14 protein-coding genes and 1 pseudogene are annotated in these 19526 nt (G+C 45.1%); 4 read left to right on the forward strand and 11 right to left on the reverse strand.

Annotated elements, in window-relative coordinates:
- Complete coding sequence (locus ACX0G7_RS06365) at positions 1-426, forward strand: hypothetical protein (protein ID WP_458922597.1); 426 nt, start codon at positions 1-3, stop codon at positions 424-426.
- A 43-nt stretch (positions 427-469) separates the two neighbouring features.
- Here ACX0G7_RS06365 and ACX0G7_RS06370 read toward each other — a convergent pair whose 3' ends face one another.
- The 8 genes and pseudogenes from ACX0G7_RS06370 to purD all read right to left on the reverse strand — a co-directional run bounded on the left by ACX0G7_RS06370 (position 470) and on the right by purD (position 10328).
- Positions 470-1213: an MBL fold metallo-hydrolase gene (locus ACX0G7_RS06370; RefSeq protein ID WP_458922598.1), complete on the reverse strand. Its 744-nt coding sequence runs from the start codon at positions 1211-1213 to the stop codon at positions 470-472.
- Between the two features lie 148 nt (positions 1214-1361).
- Positions 1362-2699 carry a rod shape-determining protein RodA gene (rodA, locus tag ACX0G7_RS06375; protein ID WP_458922599.1) on the reverse strand — a complete coding sequence of 446 codons (1338 nt, stop codon included), beginning with the start codon at positions 2697-2699 and terminating at the stop codon, positions 1362-1364.
- Entirely contained in the window at positions 2696-4777 is a 2082-nt protein-coding gene (gene mrdA, locus ACX0G7_RS06380; protein WP_458922600.1) for a penicillin-binding protein 2, read from the reverse strand. Before mrdA ends, rodA begins: the two co-directional genes overlap by 4 nt.
- Positions 4778-5134: 357 nt before the next feature.
- Complete coding sequence (locus tag ACX0G7_RS06385; RefSeq protein ID WP_458922601.1) at positions 5135-5668, reverse strand: rod shape-determining protein MreD; 534 nt, start codon at positions 5666-5668, stop codon at positions 5135-5137.
- On the reverse strand, positions 5665-6516 hold the full coding sequence (mreC, locus tag ACX0G7_RS06390; RefSeq protein ID WP_458922602.1) for a rod shape-determining protein MreC: 852 nt from the start codon (positions 6514-6516) through the stop codon (positions 5665-5667). Before mreC ends, ACX0G7_RS06385 begins: the two co-directional genes overlap by 4 nt.
- An 82-nt stretch (positions 6517-6598) precedes the next feature.
- Positions 6599-7624: a rod shape-determining protein gene (locus tag ACX0G7_RS06395; RefSeq protein WP_458922603.1), complete on the reverse strand. Its 1026-nt coding sequence runs from the start codon at positions 7622-7624 to the stop codon at positions 6599-6601.
- Positions 7625-7985: 361 nt separating this feature from the next.
- Positions 7986-9029 (reverse strand): annotated as a pseudogene (locus tag ACX0G7_RS06400) (tryptophan 2,3-dioxygenase); the annotation flags it as partial.
- 18 nt (positions 9030-9047) lie between these two features.
- A complete protein-coding gene (purD, locus tag ACX0G7_RS06405; RefSeq protein ID WP_458922604.1) occupies positions 9048-10328 on the reverse strand; it encodes a phosphoribosylamine--glycine ligase in 1281 nt (426 codons plus the stop codon).
- A 307-nt stretch (positions 10329-10635) separates the two neighbouring features.
- On the opposite strand from purD, the gene ACX0G7_RS06410 reads away from it, so the two are divergent.
- On the forward strand, positions 10636-12366 hold the full coding sequence (locus ACX0G7_RS06410; RefSeq protein WP_458922605.1) for a peptide MFS transporter: 1731 nt from the start codon (positions 10636-10638) through the stop codon (positions 12364-12366).
- Positions 12367-12494: 128 nt separating this feature from the next.
- Positions 12495-14567 carry an OPT family oligopeptide transporter gene (locus ACX0G7_RS06415; RefSeq protein ID WP_458922606.1) on the forward strand — a complete coding sequence of 691 codons (2073 nt, stop codon included), beginning with the start codon at positions 12495-12497 and terminating at the stop codon, positions 14565-14567.
- A 308-nt stretch (positions 14568-14875) separates the two neighbouring features.
- Here the strand turns inward: ACX0G7_RS06415 and apaG are convergent, their stop codons facing one another.
- Positions 14876-15262: a Co2+/Mg2+ efflux protein ApaG gene (gene apaG / locus ACX0G7_RS06420; protein WP_458922607.1), complete on the reverse strand. Its 387-nt coding sequence runs from the start codon at positions 15260-15262 to the stop codon at positions 14876-14878.
- Between the two features lie 142 nt (positions 15263-15404).
- Here apaG and ACX0G7_RS06425 point away from each other — a divergent pair, with 142 nt between their 5' ends.
- Positions 15405-16856, forward strand: coding sequence for an isocitrate/isopropylmalate family dehydrogenase (locus tag ACX0G7_RS06425; protein ID WP_458922608.1), 1452 nt, complete (start codon positions 15405-15407; stop codon positions 16854-16856).
- A gap of 519 nt (positions 16857-17375) precedes the next feature.
- Here ACX0G7_RS06425 and ACX0G7_RS06430 read toward each other — a convergent pair.
- Together ACX0G7_RS06430 and ACX0G7_RS06435 are read right to left on the reverse strand one after the other, a co-directional pair.
- Positions 17376-18698 carry a Gfo/Idh/MocA family protein gene (locus tag ACX0G7_RS06430; protein ID WP_458922609.1) on the reverse strand — a complete coding sequence of 441 codons (1323 nt, stop codon included), beginning with the start codon at positions 18696-18698 and terminating at the stop codon, positions 17376-17378.
- 96 nt (positions 18699-18794) lie between these two features.
- Positions 18795-19493, reverse strand: coding sequence for a 3-keto-disaccharide hydrolase (locus ACX0G7_RS06435; protein WP_458922610.1), 699 nt, complete (start codon positions 19491-19493; stop codon positions 18795-18797).
- Positions 19494-19526 lie beyond the last annotated feature (33 nt).

The raw sequence follows: 19526 nt of genomic DNA on the forward strand, positions 1-19526 counted from the left end.
ATGAAACGAATATTAACCATACTGTTCTTCATTATCACCAACCTGACCGTTTTGTTTGCACAGGACGAAGAAATGACCGTGAGAAACAACGGCGGAAAAATAGAAGCGCTTAAGATTGCTTACCTCACCAACAAGCTTGCCCTTTCTCCTGAAGAGGCACAAAGGTTCTGGCCGGTGTACAATAAATACATGGATGAGATCCGTAAAACCAGGCTTGATGCCCGGGAAAAAAAACAACAGGAGATTGTTACTGATGAAAAGATACTCGGCATCCGCAAGAAATACAGTACCGAATTTGGTAAAGTATTAAGCGAAGAAAAAGTGAATGCTTTCTTTAAAGCTGAAAAAGAATTCGGCACTTATCTTCAGAAAGAAATTATTGAAAGACGTCAGCAAAGACTTGAAAGAAAGAAAAACCTCAGGTAGTCAAACGCTCCCGAAGCTTGAATAAAGTATGATGACTTCTATGTCACAACTCGACTACAGGTGACCCGATGTCATGATAGAATAAAAAGGTCCAGTGTTCCTGGGCACCCTGCTCCCACCATTTCTGCCGGAGTTCCATACATTTTCGGCCATCATAATCATATTTGGCTACAAACTTGTTTTTCATCTGTTGCAACTGCGGGGCATCATCACCTCCGAAAAACAAACGCTGGTCACCGTCAACTATCCAGAATACCTGGTGAAAAGGACTATGTGCGGCAGTCATCTCGTATTTTATATATCCTTCAATAACGCCGTGGTCGCCCAGTAAGATCACTTGTGTGGATTCTTTCAGGCTCTCCAGTTCTTCGGGAAGATATGACGGCAGGCCCTTTTGGAAAGCAAATTCAATTTCTTTCCGGGAGACGAAATATTTGGCTTTTGGAAAAGAAAGTACCTTCTTGCCGGTTGCCTTATCTAAACGACTAACACCACCAGCATGATCCTTATGCAAATGGCTCATCAGCACTTTTGTAACATCTTCGGGGTGAATACCGTGTTGTTCAAGATTCCTGTACAACTGTAATTCGCCAGAGTCATCAGTAAAGCCAAGGCCTGTGTCTATTAAAAGAACATCATTATCGGTGATCACGAGAAAGGGCTGGATCTCAACAAGCAAACTGCCTACCGGCCTCTCCTGCAGCTGATCAGCTGCATTGTCAAAAGGCACAAATAACTTTGAACTGTCTATCGTAAAGCTTCCTTCACTTAGTGGAATGATTTTCATAATTATCAACGAGAAATAGATCTGATGGTGTGGTTCCCACATCAAAAGTATTCAAAATTGCCCGATATCAAACTTGTATCAGATCAAAAACGGCAAAAAGATGCAAAAGAACGCAGATGAAATAGTTAAATACTACTTCGGGATTCCATTACCTGAGCACCATCTGTCGATCAGCATCTAACCTGATCAGTATGAATAACAAAACAGAGAAGGTGACGAGAGACGTACCGCCATAACTGATATATGGTAAAGGAATACCAATAACCGGTGCAAGTCCGATAGTCATGCAAACATTGATGGCTATGTGAAAAAAGAATACGGAGGCAACTCCATAAGCGTAACACCGGCTGAACACGCTTCGCTGTCGTTCGGCAACAAAGATCAGCCGTAGCAGGAAAAATAGATATACAGATAATACCGTTACGGTACCAATAAATCCAAAACCCTCACCGATGGTACAGAAAATAAAATCTGTCCGCTGTTCCGGTACAAAGTCAAAACGTGTTTGTGTTCCCTTGAGAAAACCACGCCCGGCAAAACCGCCACTGCCGATAGCGATCTTACTCTGGCGCACGTTGTAATCGGTATCCTTCTTTTTGACTGGCGTCGCATCTTCACCCTCCACCTGGTTTAATGCCGCGTAGGGATTTTCACGACCGATCAATGAGAATATTCTTTCGACCTGGTGATTTTGCAACACGGAAGTGAATATAAAAGGTACCGCAAATCTTTGAATACTTACGCAGATCAGCCAGATCAAAGCGATACCTACAAGGAGGCCCCGGTTACGTTTAACCTGTCTTCGCATAAGATAAATGGTAGCAAGTGCGATCCCGGTAAGGATCAGGGCAAGAACATTTTTCTCAACAAGCAAGGTAGCAACTACCAGTACAGCCAGCGAAAAGCCAACAATAAGATAACCGGCGGGCAACCCTTCACGGAACATCACCAGGAAAAATGCAAAAAAAACAAGTGCAAGACCTGTTTCTTTCTGAGCAATGGTTATCACGGCAGGCACAACAACAATGGCTGCGGCAATCAACTGGGATCTTGTTTTTGTAAAATCGGTTTCTACCCTCGACAAATATTTCGCAAGGGCAAGGCAAACGAAAACCTTACATATTTCAGCAGGTTGTATCTGGAAGCCCCCGAAACGGATGATAGAGTTGGTACCTTTTACTTCTGTATGAAATGGAAATACCAGAAGCAATAATAAGATACCAAACGAATACCAGATATTAGCTGTAGCAGTAAAAAACTTACTATCCGTGAGAAGGATGAATAACCCGATAACCAATGATATAATAAAGAAGTAAAACTGTTTACTATAGTCTGTTTTTGCACCAAGAAAACTCTGAATGACATTATCCCCTTCGCGGTAGGTCACAGAAAAGATGCTCATCAGCCCGATAGCTACCAGGGCCAGGTATAACCAGATCATTACCCAGTCAACGCCTTTTGATATTGCAGGATTACGCTGGCTCATGTGAGATAGTAAAAGTTGATTTTTCTTGGAAGATATGATTTGGGTTCTACCATCAACATAGTAACGCGGGTTCTCATTGAATCTGGCTTCGAAGCTGGTTTTGGTGCCGGCTGTGAATGCCCGTTTCTCAGGTATTTTTTGATGTAAATGCTATCCTTGGTGATTTCAAACCAACGGAAAGCACGGGTTGAATCTTCGATATATTGAAGCCTGGTAAAATATGAAGGGATAATATTTGCTGCTGCCAACTCTTCCACTTTTTTCTTACTTGTTTCCCTTAAAGTATCGTTGAGATATTTTTCAATCATGATCGATGCAATAGGGGCCGCCCAGGTAGCACCAAAGCCCGAGTTCTCCACTACCACTGCGATAGCAATTTTTGGATTCTCCCTCGGCGCAAAACAAACAAACATCGAATTATCTTTCAGCTTAACCTTTTTGCCATCAAGAATCCGGAACTTTTCCGCCGTACCTGTTTTGCCGCACACCGCAATACCCGGCAACTTTGCAGATCGATCACCCACTTCCTGCATACCACTGTTTACGGCTTCATAAGCTTCGTCAGGGATCTTTGTTAATACCTCATGTTTGATCCGGAACTTGTTCATGATCGTATCATTCTTCGTTTCGTTGTCAACTTTTTCAACGATATGCGGCGTATAATAATATCCTTTGTTTGCAATGATGCACATGGCATTTGCCAGCTGCATTGGTGTCGCCTGCATCATATCCTGTCCTATACCCAGTGTAAGGTTTGTACAGGAGTTCCATGAACCACGGTATACGCGGTTATACCTGGTAGTATCCGGAATCAATCCCCTGTCTTCCCCCGCAAGATCAACACCTACCCTTCGGCCCAACCCAAAATTATTGAGATAGTTTTTCCATCTCTCATAACCCTGTTTGTTCGTACCTGAGCGGTTGTTGTCGACCGTCATGCGGTAAACATGCGTAAAATAGGAGTTGCAGGAATGGGAAATGGCGGCCCTCAGGTTTGCAGCATGTCCCGGCTCATTGTGCAAACATTTCGGCTTGCCGGTACCACAGGCGAAATACCTGCCACCGCAGGGATAACCATAGCTGGCCGTGATAACTCCTTCGTCCAGGGCAACAAGGGCCCCAAGCGGCTTAAAAGTAGATCCCGGTTCATAGTTTCCCTGTATCGCACGGTTAAGCAGCGGACCGGAAACATCCAGGGCGAGGCGTCCGTAGTTCTTTTGTTTATCCGAACCTGTCAATGCATTAGGATCATAACTGGGGCCGGATGCCATTGCTATAATTCCACCTGTCTTCGGATCGATGGCAACTACAGCGCCAACCTTACCCTTCATCATCTTCTCTGCCAGCAGTTGTACCTCCACGTCAATGTATGTGCGCAGGTTTCTTCCCGCTATTGCCGCCGTATCGAACTCGCCGTTCTCAAATTTTCCGACAAGGCGATTCTTATTGTCCTTGATCAGCCGGCTTATACCGCGCTGGCCCATCAGGATACTTTCATAGTAACTTTCAAGTCCACTTCGTCCTACATAGTCGCCCAGCCTGTAAAATCCACCGGAACGTTTAATAATATTTGAATCCGCTTCACCTACATATCCCAGTATGTGTGCGGCACCTCCGAAAGGATAAACGCGCACCGGTCTTTCAATCAAAGCAAAACCCGGGTATTTCCATATGTTTTCATCAAGGCGGGCATGCATCTCGGGTGGCAGCAGGTCCTCAAAAATAGAAGGCCGGTAGGGTCCGTTTTTAAAGCGGGCCTCAAGCATACGCTTTTTAAAATCTGCGGTATCTATTTCTAACAGTTTACAGAGACTTGCAGTGTCAATTTTTTTTACTTCGGATGGCGTTACCATCAGGTCATACATGATGGTATTATTCAAAATGGCACGTCCCTTCCTGTCATAAATAATGCCCCGGCTCGGATAAACCACCTTTGGAAAGACAGCATTATCCATGGCCAACTGAACATATTTACTGGAAAGTACCTGCAGGTTAAACAACTGCACGAAGATGATGAAAAACACACCCAGGAAGATTAGGCGTACGATGTTACTCCTTGACTGATTAAAAACCGACATTCTTTTACGAAGTTAGAAGTAAGATGTTAGATGTAACAATATTCAATGGAGAAATAAGTATTTTATTGTATTAGTGACGTTAATAATGCCCTCAAAGTTGTCATGCAGCTGGCGTGTGGAGCATCAGGATAAACAGCCGGATGGCAAGCGGAGTCTCAGGATAAAAATTCGGATAATAAGCGGATTCCAGGATAAAAAGCCGGATGATAAGCGAAGATCTCATGAAAATCAGGGCGTAGCGAAATTGCCGCTATAACTAAGGGGTGAGACGGGTGAGGCCGTCTTCGTAAGGCCGTCTTCGTAAGCCCGTGTTCGTAAGGCCATATTCGTAAGGCCATATTCGTCGGGCAGTATTCGTCAGGCAGTATTCGTCCGGAACTTTTCTTTCCTGAAGAACAGCAGCTCCGTTACAAAAATGAGCAAAAGACTTACACCCGTTGTAGATAATACCTTGCCAAGGAAGAAAAGAAAACTTCCGACATCCAGGTATTCAAGAAACACCAGGTACCCGTTGTGAAGTATGGTAAGGATAAACACCAGTGTTGCGTAAGGTGCCCATCCCATGCTGGTGATGGAAGGCGAGCGATAGTTTTTATCCGCACCTTCCTGCTGGATCAGGATGTTAACCAGGAAAGGTCGCACATAAGCGATCAAAGCACAGGGAGCCGCATGCAGCCCCGGCGTTTTTGTAAAATAGTCCAGCGTTAAACCAAAGATGAAACCAACCAGCGTGAGACCAACTCTTGGCATATTAAAAGGAAGCCAGAGAATGTAGAGGAAGTATAGATAAGGGGTTATAAACCGGTGCAGAAAAGGAACCTGGAACAGCACAAACACCTGTATCAGTATGAACAGGGAAAACCGGATGATATTTTTCAGCAATTCACTCATTGGTTTTTCCGGGATGCCTCCTCAAGTTTTTTCTGTTCATCTTTCATCAGATTTTCAGCCACAGTTACAAATTCCACGTTATAAAAATTCGTAGCCGGCTTAATCTTCATTGTATAAAAATTGCTCGTTTTGTCTTCAACAATCGCGGCAACGGTTCCTACCATAATTCCCTGGGGAAAGAGATAAGAATACTGGCTGGTTATCACTGAATCCCCGACGGCCACTGCTGCACTTTTCGGAACATTAATCAGTGTCAGAAAAAATGGTGACTCACCGTCCCACTGGATGGTACCGGTTTCACCTGTTTTTTTCATTTTAGCACTCACACGGCTTTGCCTGTGCAGCAAACTCATAACCACGGCATAGTTCGCACTTACGTCAACAACGGTTCCAACGATACCGGTAGAACTGATAACCCCCATATCTTTCCTGATGCCCTGGTTGAGGCCTCTTTGTATCGTAAGATAGTTGTTCTGCAGTGTGGCCGTATTGCTTACCACTTTGGCAGGGCGCCACATATATTTACGGACATTGCCGAGTGTATCATAAGGAATAGTGTCAGCCACAACACGTTGGGTAGTATCAGGAGCATCGAAATTTTCCCGGAGTGCATTTCTGAGATCACTGTTTTCCTTAACCAGTGAATCATTGGTTTTTTTCAGGTTGAAATAGTACTCGACACTATTGAACCTGGCACCCACCATACCGGTAGTTTCGTTCGCAATACCCATGAAGGCCGCTTCGTGAAACTTATTGTACCTGAAAAGAAATGAAAGCGCAACAATCTGCAACACCACGAAGAAGAGGAAGTTAAAATATCTTCTGATGAAGAGAAATATATTACGCACAGATGTGTTTACTCGTTTAGATGATCAAGTTAAGGATTACAAATATCAAAAGCTGTTAGCGATAACCCAAAATATGGCGACCTTATCGCATAATAAAGGGATAACGATCATAATTCTTGAGGGCCAGACCTGTACCACGTACAACACTTTTCAGTGGATCATCTGCAACGTGTACGGGTAATTTGATCTTCTGGCTGAGCCTTTTATCGAGGCCGCGAAGCAATGCACCACCACCGGTGAGGTATAAACCGCGACGATAGATGTCACCGGCAAGTTCAGGAGGAGTCATTTCAAGTGCTTTTAAGATCGCTTCTTCAACCTTGAATATGCTTTTATCGAGCGCTTCAGCAATTTCCTGGTAACTGACCATGATCTGTTTCGGAATACCGGTTACAAGGTCCCGGCCATTGACGGGAATATCATCCGGCGGACTCTCCAGGTCCTTCATGGCTGCACCAATCTGGATCTTGATCTGTTCAGCGGTCCTTTCACCGATAAGTAAGCTATGGTAACGGCGAAGCGCTTCCATGATATCTGCAGTAAATTCGTCTCCGGCTATTCGTATTGACTGGTCACATACAATACCGGCGAGTGCAATCACGGTAATTCCGGTAGTACCACCACCGATATCGATAATCATATTACCAACCGGTTCCTCAACATCGATCCCGATACCCAGCGCAGCGGCCATTGGCTCATGAAGCAGATAAACCTCTTTGGCACCGGCCTGCTCGGCACTATCCCGGACAGCTCTTTTTTCAACTTCCGTAATGCTTGAAGGGATACAGATCATCATTCTCCAGCTCGGTGGAAACAACGGCTTTTTCGGATAGATCATCTTGATCATCTCGCGGATCATCAGTTCTGCCGCGTTAAAGTCAGCAATTACCCCATCTTTCAAGGGTCTCACGGTACGAATGCTCTCATGTGTTTTTTCATGCATCATCAGTGCCCTCTTACCAACTGCCAGCACGGTTTTAGGATTGTTCCTGTCTAAAGCCACAATACTCGGTTCGTTCACGACGATTTCGTCATTATGTATGATGAGGGTGTTTGCGGTACCCAGATCCATTGCGATTTCCTGAGTGAGAAAATTGAATAAGCCCATTTTATAAAGGTCAGATTTTGGATTTAAATCTAATGCCTGCAAAATTGAAGGAAATAATTCGAATTAACAAAGTCAACCTATTGATTTGTAAGTATTTTTTCCACAGGAAAAATCCTTATAAAATCGCGTCAAATCTGCATTTCATCCAATTCGCCACACTATCTGTGATTAACTAAACATATCATCAGCACTTTCAGATTCAATTTCACCGCTTGCTCTATCGTGCAGGATCAGCAAACTTCGGTTACTCATTGCTGTTAGTTTGAAACACTGTCGGATCTATAAACGCTAAAATCATATTAATGTTATATACCCTGTATTATTATTCGGATTTGCAAATATGATGCTACCAATCGTAATCTCACACCAGGAAGCCTAATCTTTTCTCCATTTCGTTACTGAGTAAGGGTAACTTCTTACGTTCGATGAGGAAACTGGTCATCCTGGCCAGCTCGGCGAAAATATAATGTTTGTCGAGAGCGCCTTTCAGGTAATCGCGCCCGGTGCTTCCCCCGGTCCCGATGCGGGTCCCGATGGTCCGGTGCACCATACTCATGTGCCGGTATCTCCAGGTACTCATCTGTTCATCTATTTCCAGCAGGTTATTTAAAAGCTGGAAAGGAGTCTGAAGCATCGGGTATCCGCGGTACAGCATGATAAACAGGGCCGCACGGCTGGCTGACGCAGATAGCTTCCGCGGTTCTTCCGAACCTGATATTCCGAATACCTGGTCAAAATGAGCCAGGTTGGCCGTTTCCGCGGCAGCCAGTCCATTGGAATAAATGTGCCGGTAATCGTTCCAGAATATGTCTTCCAGCGGAACTTCGTTGTTTAGCAGACGGGAATAATGCACCCAATTTGCGGCCTCCCGGAAAAATGGCATCCTTTCCAGCCAGTTATTAACCAGCTGCAGCAGCGAAACAGCGGCTTCACCCTCCCGGATAGTCGCCACTTCGTGTTCTCTCAGCTGGGATATGTAATAGTTCTGGCCAAATCTCTGGTCGAACGCCAGGCCCAGTTTTGCTTCGAGTAATTTGAACTGCCAGCTTTGGAACCCCGAAGCGGGTCGCAGGAGATCACGGAAATCGAGGAAGTCCATCGGGGTCATGGTCTCCATGATATCAATCTGTTGCACAAGCAGTCTCAGGATCTTTACCACCCTTGAACAACGATGCACAACGGTCTGCAACTCTGGCGAATTATCGTTTATTGCCGGCTTCTTCATGATCGCCAGCACCGAATCAATTTCGTAGATCAGCTGCTTAAACCATAACTCATAGGCCTGGTGAATAACAATAAACAGCATCTCATCGTGCGCAGGCTCGGCGGTCTTATCCGACTCCGGGAACTGAGCAGCCAGAATTTTGTCAAGCTGCAGATAATCACTGTAATGAATGCTCAATGAATGTTTTTTATGCTGCCACTACTCAAATTCAAACCCGATATCCCGTCGATAATAGATATCGTCGTAACTTATTTCGCCCAAAACCATCTTGGAGTTGTAAACCGCTTCGGTAACGGAGTCGCCGAAAGAGGTCACACACAATACGCGGCCACCGTTTGTGACGGTATTTCCATTAACCTCAGCCGTTCCGGCGTGGAAGATGAGGCTCTCCTCGGGAACCTCGTTGTCGAGACCGGTTATCACGAGTCCTTTTTCATAGGTGCCCGGGTAACCACCGCTGACGGCCACCACTGCGCAGGCGATCCGTTGATCAATGTCGATGCGGACCTTGTCAAGTTCCTGGTCGCCGGTTGCCTTCAGCAGTTCAACAAGATCAGATTTCAACCTTGGAATCACGACCTCTGTTTCAGGATCACCTAGCCTGCAATTGTATTCAATAACGAACGGCTCTTCGCCCACCTTTATCAAACCAATAAATATAAATCCTTTGTAATCAATACCTTCTTTGTGTATCCCATCCACAGTGGGTTTAATAACCTGTTCTTCCACCTTCTGCATGAACGCCGCATCTGCAAAAGGTACAGGACTCACTGCGCCCATCCCACCGGTATTCGGCCCCTTATCGCCCTCGCCTATCCGCTTGTAGTCTTTGGCCTCAGGAAGTACCACATAGTTCTTTCCATCCGTCAGCACAAAAACGCTCAATTCTATGCCGCTTAAAAAATCTTCGACAACCACCCGTTTACCAGCCTCACCAAATTTGCTTTGCTGGATCATCAGCTCATATTCGCTCATTGCCTCAAGATGCGACTGGCAGATGATCACCCCCTTTCCGGCGGCAAGCCCATCGGCCTTTAAGACGATAGGGAGGTCATGAGCCTGCAGGTAAGGGATACCCTCTTCATAATTAGTAGAATCAAACTCTTTATAAACCGCGGTCGGGATGTTATATTTCTGCATGAAACGTTTCGCAAAGGCCTTGCTGCCCTCGAGTTGCGCACCTTCCCGTGAAGGCCCGATGACGGGAATATGCTGAACTGCAGCATCATTTTTAAAATCGTCCACAATTCCTTTAACCAACGGCTCCTCCGGTCCGATGACGACCATACCGATATTTTCCCTGATACAAAGTTGCTTGATGTTATCAAAGTCGGTAACACTCAGCTCCACATTGGTCCCGCACAAAGCAGTCCCTGCATTTCCGGGAGCGATAAACAGCTTTGAACATAACTTGCTTTGTGACATCTTCCATGCCAGGGCATGTTCCCTGCCACCAGAGCCAATAAGTAGAATATTCATAAATAGGGTTCGGGTTGGTTTATTGGTTATTGAATAATGATGTTTTTATCGGAATCAGGTTGATAAAGTTTATCAGGATCTTAAAATTAATGATGATATTATCTGAATAAGGACACCACGATCAGGTAAGGATAACAAAATCGATGTCTGAATATTGTTGACTGATCAAAATCAATTTTTAAGATCCCGGATCTCATTTCAGCGGCGAATTTCGGATTTCGCTACGGATTGGAGAATTTTAATTAATGCGGGAAATACTTCCAATAGATTTTATCTTATTTTACGCGATAAACCCTAATTCGCGCTTATGCAGTCAACCCAGGCATCCAAACATCCCAAAGGACTGTTCGTTTTGTTCTTTGCCGAGATGTGGGAAAGGTTCAGTTATTATGGAATGCGCGCGATGTTGGTTTTATATGTCACCAGCAGTCTCATGAGGAGCGACAAGTATGCTAATGATGATGTTTACGGCAGTTTCACCGGCCTCATCTGGCTGTCACCTCTTTTGGGCGGTTATTTCGCCGACAGGCTTTGGGGAAACAGGCGCTCGATAGTGCGGGGAGGTTTCCTGATGGCCTTTGGCCAGTTCCTGATGTTTGTCAGTGCTTCCTACACTACCGAAAATAAAGACCTGGCGCATACGATTATGTGGGTCGCACTTTCTGTGCTTATCCTCGGAATGGGCTTTTTCAAACCAAATATTTCATCTCTTGTAGGCCAGTTATACCCGAAAGGAGATAAAAGACTTGATTCTTCCTATACTATCTTTTATATGGGCATTAACCTGGGCTCATTCATCGGTCCCCTGATCTGTGGAGGCCTTGGTGAAAAATATGATGCTGCCGGCAACCCGGTCCAGGAAGCTTTCAAATGGGGCTTTTTATCGGCCGGCGTCGCGATGGCCCTGGGTACTATCGTTTTTATCTGGCTTAAAGACAAATACCTGGTTGGCCCAGATGGGCAGGGGCTTGGCATCGTTCCCAACCAGGTAACAGAAAGGATCGCAAACGATGCAGCTAACCGGGAAACACCCGCTTCTTCCTTTAAACATGTAGCGATGTGGGCAGGTATTACCGCTGCCTTATTGCTCATCTTCCGTTTCGTGCTCGACTCCGATTGGATAGGAGCATTTATTTTCAGCGTCGCGATCGGAGTTTCAGGGCTTATCATCTCTGACAAATCGCTTACACCTGATGAACGGGGGCGGGTGATTGTGATTTTCCTGGCTGCATTTTTCGTGATATTTTTCTGGGCGGCTTTTGAACAGGCTGGTTCATCACTTACTTTGTTTGCACGGGACAACATCGACCGGTCCTACACTATAAATACTTTGCTTGGAAATATGGTTTTGGGGTTGATCGGACTGGCGCTTGTGCTGTATTATTTTCTCTATCGCATAATGGAAATTCCCCGCGAATTGAAACTGCTGTTTGGGATCATCGCTGCCACCGCACTTGCATTTGCAATTTACCATTATATCTACCTTACTCCATACAACCTGGAAGAAGTCCCGGCGAGCTGGTTCAATAGCATCAATGGGCTTTGGATCATCCTGTTGGCGCCGGTCATGAGCCAGGTTTGGGAAGGACTGGGAAGAAAAAATCTTGAGCCTTCTTCTCCGAAAAAACAAGCTATCGGATTGTTGTTTCTTGCATTAGGTTACCTGCTGATTGCTTATGGCGTTAAAGATGTAGTTGGCAAGACAAGTATGTTATGGCTGATCGGATTGTACTTCCTGCATACTATCGGAGAACTTGCTGTCTCGCCTATCGGGCTTTCTCTTGTCAATAAACTTGCACCTGCGAGATTCGGATCGATCTTGATGGGTGTCTGGTTTATTTCAAATGCAGCCGCTAATAAATTCGGTGGGAAACTCGGCGCATTGTTGCCAAGTGAAGGATCAACGAACTTCCTGGGTTACGAGATTAATAACCTCTATGATTTCTTCATGGTGTTTGTGGTGATGAGCACGGTTGCAGCAATACTGTTATACCTGTTATCATTCTGGATGGAGAAACGAATGGGCGACGTTAAGTAGGAAGTGAGAGTGAGGTTATAGAGCCAGGAGAGATCTGGCATATAAATAATTGAGCGACGTGATGGACACGGGGTGACCGCTACACAGAAAAAATAAGTGTTACAAGGATATAATTTAAACTAGTCTTTATGATACCAGAAAAGAAGTTTCAGCCTTTTGTTCCTGCAGAAGTAACTATGAAGGAACTGACTGTGAAGTCAATATTGCTTGGTTGTTTATTTGGTGTCATATTCGGTGCAGCTACCGTTTACCTCGCCTTGAAGGCGGGGCTTACAGTGAGTGCTTCCATCCCGATAGCAGTGATTGCGATCACCCTGGGCAGGAGATTTTTCAAGACAACGATTCTTGAGAACAACATCATCCAGACCACGGGCAGTGCGGGCGAAAGTATCGCGGCCGGCGTGGCTTTCACGCTTCCGGGATTTCTGTTCTTATCGGCTCCCAACAGTGCAGACTATTTTAATTATCTCACGATACTGGTATTGGCTATAGTAGGTGGTCTGCTCGGAACGCTGTTGATGGTGCCATTAAGAAAAGCACTGATTGTAAATGAACATCGGAATCTTCCATACCCCGAAGGCACTGCCTGTGGTGATGTTTTGATCGCCGGCGAAAAGGGCGGTGATTTTGCCAAGACAGCATTCTGGGGACTTGGTGTAGCTTTCCTTTACGCAACGCTTCAAAAGCTGCTTCATATCATTGCGGAAGTTCCCTATTGGACCACCGCAAAAGTCAACAGGTATTTTCCATCGGCAAGGGTGAGTGGAGAGATCACACCGGAATACCTTGGTGTTGGTTATATCATCGGACCCAGGATCTCAGGAGTATTGGTAGCAGGTGGTGTGTTAAGCTGGCTGGTTTTGATCCCGCTGCTGGCGACGTTGGTTCCAAACGATGTTATCGCGAACCAGCTGGTAAAGCTGGGCTATCTCGCTGATATCACGAAACCCGGTGGCCAGGGCAACTGGAACCCCGAGACCCACACGTTCACGAACTATTCAGCTGCCATCTATTATGCCTTTATCAGGCAGATTGGAGCCGGGGCAGTAGCAGCCGGTGGTATTATTACATTAATAAAAACGCTTCCTACTATCGGTAAGTCTATCAAGTCAAGTATCAGCTCTATCAAAGGGAAGGACCTTGCTGGTACAGAGGCGGTAGCTGTTCCGAGAACTGAACAGGATCTGAGTATCAAGATCGTTGGTTTCGGTAGCCTGGCGCTCATCCTCCTGATAACTTTTTTACCTGGCATGCCTGGCGACAGTGTTTTACAAAAAGGACTGATCGGTTTGCTTGTGGTGATTTTCGGTGCACTCTTCGTAACCGTATCATCAAGGATAGTTGGACTGGTGGGATCTTCGAATAACCCAATCAGTGGTATGACAATAGCCACCGTGATGGGAACGAGCCTGATTTTTATAGCAGTTGGCTGGACGGGCCAGGCCTATGAACCACTCGTACTTGTTGTGGGTGGAATGATCTGTATTGCCGCTGCTAACGCAGGGGGCACCTCACAGGATCTTAAGAGTGGTTATATAGTCGGTGCCACACCCCGCAACCAGCAGATCGCATTATTTGTCGGTGCTATCGTTTCTTCAATTGTTATTGGTCTTACGGTAAAATTTCTCGATCGCCCAACAGCAGATATGGCAGCAAGAGGAATTGAACATGCAATCGGCAGTGATAAATATCCCGCACCACAGGCAACATTGATGGCCACTCTTATAAAGGGCATTTTATCTCAGAACCTCGATTGGCAGTACGTTTTTGTTGGGGTGTTTGTAGCCGTTGTGATGGAGCTGTGCGGTATCAAATCGCTAAGCTTTGCAGTTGGAGCATATCTTCCATTGTCCACCACCCTGCCTATTTTTGTTGGTGGCGCAATCAAGGGACTTGTTGACAGCAGAAAGGCAAAACAACAGGCAGGGCTTCTTTCACCCGAAGATGAGGAACTGGGAAAAGGCAATTTGTTTGCCACCGGTCTTGTTGCCGGCGGTGCTATTGCCGGGGTACTCATCGCATTTTTATCAGGCACCGATTCAGGTGAACGTTTCCTGACCAGCATAAACATGGAACACGGCCTGCTGTCTGCGCTTGGGGATGAGGGTTATAAGATCCTTGGTGTGATCTTTTTTGCAGTGATGTGTACGATACTTTATCGCGTTGCCATGAAGAAAGATAAAATCGATGTACTCAAATAGTTGCTGCGCTGCCTGTTTTTAAATGCTTTTATTGCCATAGTATTTGGTTGCTTCTTCGCTCCGGCGGGACCAGGTTGTTGCTTTTTTTGTGTCTGATTTCCCTGTCTTAACAGGCTTGGTTTATTCGGGCAATATCAGCTTCAGCGAAATCAGGCAAAAAGTGGAACTAACCGAAAGGACCAGAGTGGTCGCGTACTTACGAGTGAAGGCCAATAACGCGCAAAATCAATAACTCAATTACAAGAAGCGCATCTACAAATAAAAGTAATTCAATTCTGAGAAATAGAATTCAAGTTATAAAGAGAAGATTAATTCATCTTGAATGGAACGATCATTTCGAACACGGGAATGTTCACATCAAAAGTCGTTTTACTATTGAGATTCTCCATGAGATAAGTACCATACATCTTACCCATCTCAGTCCTTAAATTACATCCGCTGACATATTGATACCGTTCACCCGGTTGCATCGATGGTTGTACACCTACAACTCCTTCACCTTCTACTTCACGATGAGTACCGTTACTATCGAAGATGTTCCAATGACGACGATGAAGTTTAACAGGAAAATTATTGTGATTGTCAATAGTGATTCTATAAGCAAACATGTATTCACCCGAAACCGGGTTGGAGTAATCCGGTTGATAAAAAGTTTCTACACTGATCTCTATCCCTTCTGATATTTTTGATATCATCAATAGCTATTTGTGCTTAAAGTTAATTAAAAATCCTGCGGAGTGTTAGTAATTCCCAATATTTTAGGAGGTTTTAAGAGCAATGCGGTTAATTTTGCCCTGTCTTTAACTATTTGACAAACAAAAACAAAATTCTGATAATATGAAAATTGCTGTTGCAAAAGGCGATGGAATCGGCCCGGAGATCATGGATGCGGTCCTTACCATCTTCAAATCAGCCGAAGTTCCCCTGGAATATGCGTTCGTAGACATGGGAAAATGGGTTTTTGACAAGGGTTTCTCAAACGGCATGACCCCCGAAGCACAGCAGACCATCGAGGATTTAGGCATACTGTTCAAGGGTCCGATGGAGACGCCAAAGGGTAAAGGTGTCAAAAGCGTGAACGTTACTGCCCGGAAAACCTGGAATACTTATGCCAATAAAAGGGTTTTTCAGACACTTCATGGGGTAGATACGGTATTCTCAAAAGCCGGTATCCCGATCGACGTGACCATTGTCCGCGAAAATATAGAAGATACTTATGGGGGTATCGAACACATGCTGACCCATGATGTGTCTTTAAGCCGTCGTTTTATCACCCGGCCGGGCAGCCTGCAGGTGATCAGGTATGCATTCGAGATGGCACGTAAGAAAAGCGCCAAAAGAATAACCTGCGGACACAAGGCAAATATCATGAAGATCACAGATGGTTTGTTTCTTGAGTGCTTCTATGAAGTGGCTAAGGACTTTCCGGAACTGAAGGCTGATGACGTTATCGTTGATGATCTTTGTATGAAATTGGTCACCAGGCCAGATCTTTTTGATGTGGTTGTGATGACTAACCTCCAGGGGGATATCGTATCCGACCTTTGTGCAGGGCTGGTTGGCGGACTTGGATTCGCACCTTCGGCCAATATCGGTGACCATATCTGTATCTTCGAAGCAGTGCATGGCACGGCTCCGGATATCGCAGGTAAAAACATCGCAAATCCAACAGCGCTGTTATTGAGCGGACTTGCTATGCTGCGGCACCTTGGTTTCATGGAGAGTGCGGCAACCATTGAAAATTCGCTGCTTTATACACTTGAGTCCGGGGTCCACACCGGTGACTTTGGAGACAAATCCATTCCTTCCGTGAATACACCCGGGTTCGCGGATGCCATTATCCGGAATTTTGGTAAGAAACCAAAACAAGGCGAAAAGCCAACATGGCCAAACAAAGAGATCACTCCGACGAATTTCAAGCTGGAAAAAAACCCGATGCTCGTTTCCAAGGAAATGGAGATTGAGGAGATCATTGGGGTTGATCTGTTTATTGAGAGTATCGAACAGCCTGAGATGATTGCTAAAAAATGTCAACGTCATGCAGGTGTCAAGTTCAAGCTGCTTAGTATCAGCAACCGGGGAACCCAGGTATGGCCAACCGGATCTATTTATACAAATCTTGTGAATCAATACAATGTCCGTTTTGAAAGTATCGACGATGAAAAATTAAATCAGCAGGATGTAATTGGGTTATATGTGAGCCTCAGTGGTGACTTCAAAATCTGCTCTTCAGAACTGTTGAACAGATTTGGAACTAAGAAAGCTTACAGTCTTGCGCAAGGACAATAGCTTTATCCTCCACAACGAGCTCTATGTCGCACAGGGAGCTCTATCTCCCACAATGAATAATGTTGAAGAAATAGTGAGTATTGAGAAGGAATAGCGGGCGTTGTGAAAAATAGTGAGTGTTGAGAAGGAATAACGGGCGTTGAAAATAGTGAGTGTTTTGAAAATAATAAACGTTGAGGAAGAAACAACACGTTGATGATAAATTGATAGTGTTGATGAACAAATGACACGTTAACGAGAAAAGGAAAGAGGCTCCAGAACCGGAGCCTCTTTCCTTTTTAAACGCTATACTTTTAAAACGCTATACTTTGTTAAGCGGTATGTTTTTTTAACCGCCATGCTTTCTTAAAGGTTAAGCGTTCTTAAACGTTATCCTTCTTAAGCGTTATGCTTTCTTAAACGCTATGCTTTCTTAAACGCTATGGTTTCTTAAACGCTATGATTTCTTAAACGCCGTACTTCGTTAAATGCTATACTTTGTCAGACGTATGCTTTGTTAAATACTACGCTTTTTTAAAACTATACTTTTGGCTCCCAGCCCGGGGCATAAGTTCTTTTCCAAAGCGCCTGTGCCTTTTTATTATCCAATACATGACCATTACTCTGGTCGATATTCAGTGTTGTTCCTACCCTTTGCGCCATATTCCCCAACTGAACCCACAATGTGCTTTTTCGTCCGATTTCAACATCGGCAGTGGGCGTGCCGCCTTCGCGGATGCATTTCAAAAAGTTCTCGATATGAACCCCATCGAGGCTCGCACTCGGGCTCGAAGTATCACGGCCGTCAATTACAACGTCTGACTTTACTTCCTTAACCACTTTATTTTTCTGATCCCGAACAATATAACTGTTACCTCCTGTGGCCATGGAACCATTTTCACCATAGAATATCACCCCGCGGTCCTCACCTTCCACCGGGGTTCCGTTACAGCTCCGGCCTTCCCAAATAACTGAGGCGCCTTTGCACTCAAATGTAATGATCTGCGTGTCTGGTGTTTCCCAATCATCCTGGAAGCGGTATCGGCCCCCCACTGAACTTACTTTGGTAGGATAATCTATCCCCAGGCCCCACCTGGCAACGTCAATCTCATGCGTTCCGTTATTCAGCGCCTCGCCGGTACCCCAATGCCAGAACCAGTGCCAGTTGTAGTGCACGAGGTTGTCTTTATAGGGAAGCCTTGGGGCCGGCCCCTGCCATAGTTCGAAGTCCAGGTTGGATGGAACGGGCACCGTTTTACCAACACCGATCGAAGCCCGGTTATTAGTGTACCAGGTCTTGGCCATATACACTTTCCCGATAACACCGTTATGCAAAGCATGGATTCCTTCTGTGAGTATCGGCCAGGAGCGACGCTGACTACCCATCTGCACAACGCGCTTGTATTTTCTTGCTGCTGCAACGGCCAGCTCCCCTTCGTAAGGGTTATGGCATAAGGGCTTTTCTACATATACATGTTTGTTTGCAGCGCAGCAAATGATTGCTGCCGGGGCATGCCAGTGATCCGGCGGAGCAAGATACATGGCGTCCAGGTCCTTGTCAGACAAAATCGTTCTGAAATCCTTTACCCCTTTGGGCTCCTTGTTAACCGCTTTTTTGACTGCATTTATACCCTTTGCCAGCGCCTTTTCTTCTACGTCACAGATATAAATTACATCTGTGTCTTTCTGACGGGCAAAATTTGCTGCCATCCCGGCACCACGTCCATTGGTTCCCATCACCCCGACTGTAATGCGGTCATTGGCTCCTATGATCCTACGGTAGCTCTGCGTGGAGAATCCCATTGCACCGAGAGCCATAAAAGTGCCCGTATTTTTTATAAAGTGTCTTCTTTGTTTATCCATATTTATCAATTTGAAGATGAGGACTTTCAACTGCCATATGGCAGAAAAATGAGTAAAAGGAAAGTTAGTTTTTAAAAATTAAACAAAAAATCAGGACTACAGATTTCTGATCTTTATGTTGCGATAATGTATAATGTCACCATGCTCCTGCAACAGTATTGGTGAAGTTGATGCTTCGGCCCAACCATTTTCTTTTTTGAATTTACTTGCTGCAACCCCATCTTTAAATACGTCGCTGGTACGGTCGTAAGATAAGATCATTGAACCGTTGAGCCAATGCTCCGCATGGGTACCTTTTTTTACGATACGCACCGTGTTCCATTCCCCCACCGACTTTACCTTCTTTTCTGACGGCGGCAAAACATCGTACAATGCACCAAGGGTGCGGTTACCATTTTTACCCAGTTTGGCATCCTGGTGGCGGGCATCATCAATCAGTTGATATTCACAACCGAGAGAGGTGTTTTTGAATAGAGAATATTTGATACCGCTGTTGGTTCCAGGCTCAAGTTTGAATTCAAGCGACAGTTCAAAGTCGCCAAACTCTTTTGTAGTAACTATATCTCCCCCGTGACCGCTAAGGGTATCTGTACTCAATACTCCGTTCTTAACGATCCAACCCTTACCATTAAATGGCTGCCCGTTCGATTTCTGCCAACCCTCAAATGATTTTCCATCAAACAACGATACCCAACCTTCTTTTGCTTCTTTTTTAGTGAGTCTTGGCGGCTGCGACATCGCACTAAACATGCATAGTAAAAGCGGCAGCAGCCATAGGTTTCTTTTTGTTTTCATCACTTATCGTTTGTGTGTTAATTACTTTATGTT

The organism is Flavitalea antarctica, from assembly GCF_054461535.1.

Excerpts from the sequence above, each read along its gene's own strand:
- ACX0G7_RS06435 (WP_458922610.1), bottom strand. The coding sequence starts at position 19,493 with ATGAAAACAAAAAGAAACCTATGGCTGCTGCCGCTTTTACTATGCATG.
- rodA (WP_458922599.1), bottom strand. The coding sequence starts at position 2,699 with ATGAGCCAGCGTAATCCTGCAATATCAAAAGGCGTTGACTGGGTAATG.
- ACX0G7_RS06365 (WP_458922597.1), top strand. The coding sequence starts at position 1 with ATGAAACGAATATTAACCATACTGTTCTTCATTATCACCAACCTGACC.
- purD (WP_458922604.1), bottom strand. The coding sequence starts at position 10,328 with ATGAATATTCTACTTATTGGCTCTGGTGGCAGGGAACATGCCCTGGCA.
- mrdA (WP_458922600.1), bottom strand. The coding sequence starts at position 4,777 with ATGTCGGTTTTTAATCAGTCAAGGAGTAACATCGTACGCCTAATCTTC.
- ACX0G7_RS06385 (WP_458922601.1), bottom strand. The coding sequence starts at position 5,668 with ATGAGTGAATTGCTGAAAAATATCATCCGGTTTTCCCTGTTCATACTG.
- ACX0G7_RS06410 (WP_458922605.1), top strand. The coding sequence starts at position 10,636 with ATGCAGTCAACCCAGGCATCCAAACATCCCAAAGGACTGTTCGTTTTG.
- ACX0G7_RS06430 (WP_458922609.1), bottom strand. The coding sequence starts at position 18,698 with ATGGATAAACAAAGAAGACACTTTATAAAAAATACGGGCACTTTTATG.
- ACX0G7_RS06395 (WP_458922603.1), bottom strand. The coding sequence starts at position 7,624 with ATGGGCTTATTCAATTTTCTCACTCAGGAAATCGCAATGGATCTGGGT.
- ACX0G7_RS06370 (WP_458922598.1), bottom strand. The coding sequence starts at position 1,213 with ATGAAAATCATTCCACTAAGTGAAGGAAGCTTTACGATAGACAGTTCA.
- apaG (WP_458922607.1), bottom strand. The coding sequence starts at position 15,262 with ATGATATCAAAAATATCAGAAGGGATAGAGATCAGTGTAGAAACTTTT.
- ACX0G7_RS06425 (WP_458922608.1), top strand. The coding sequence starts at position 15,405 with ATGAAAATTGCTGTTGCAAAAGGCGATGGAATCGGCCCGGAGATCATG.
- ACX0G7_RS06415 (WP_458922606.1), top strand. The coding sequence starts at position 12,495 with ATGATACCAGAAAAGAAGTTTCAGCCTTTTGTTCCTGCAGAAGTAACT.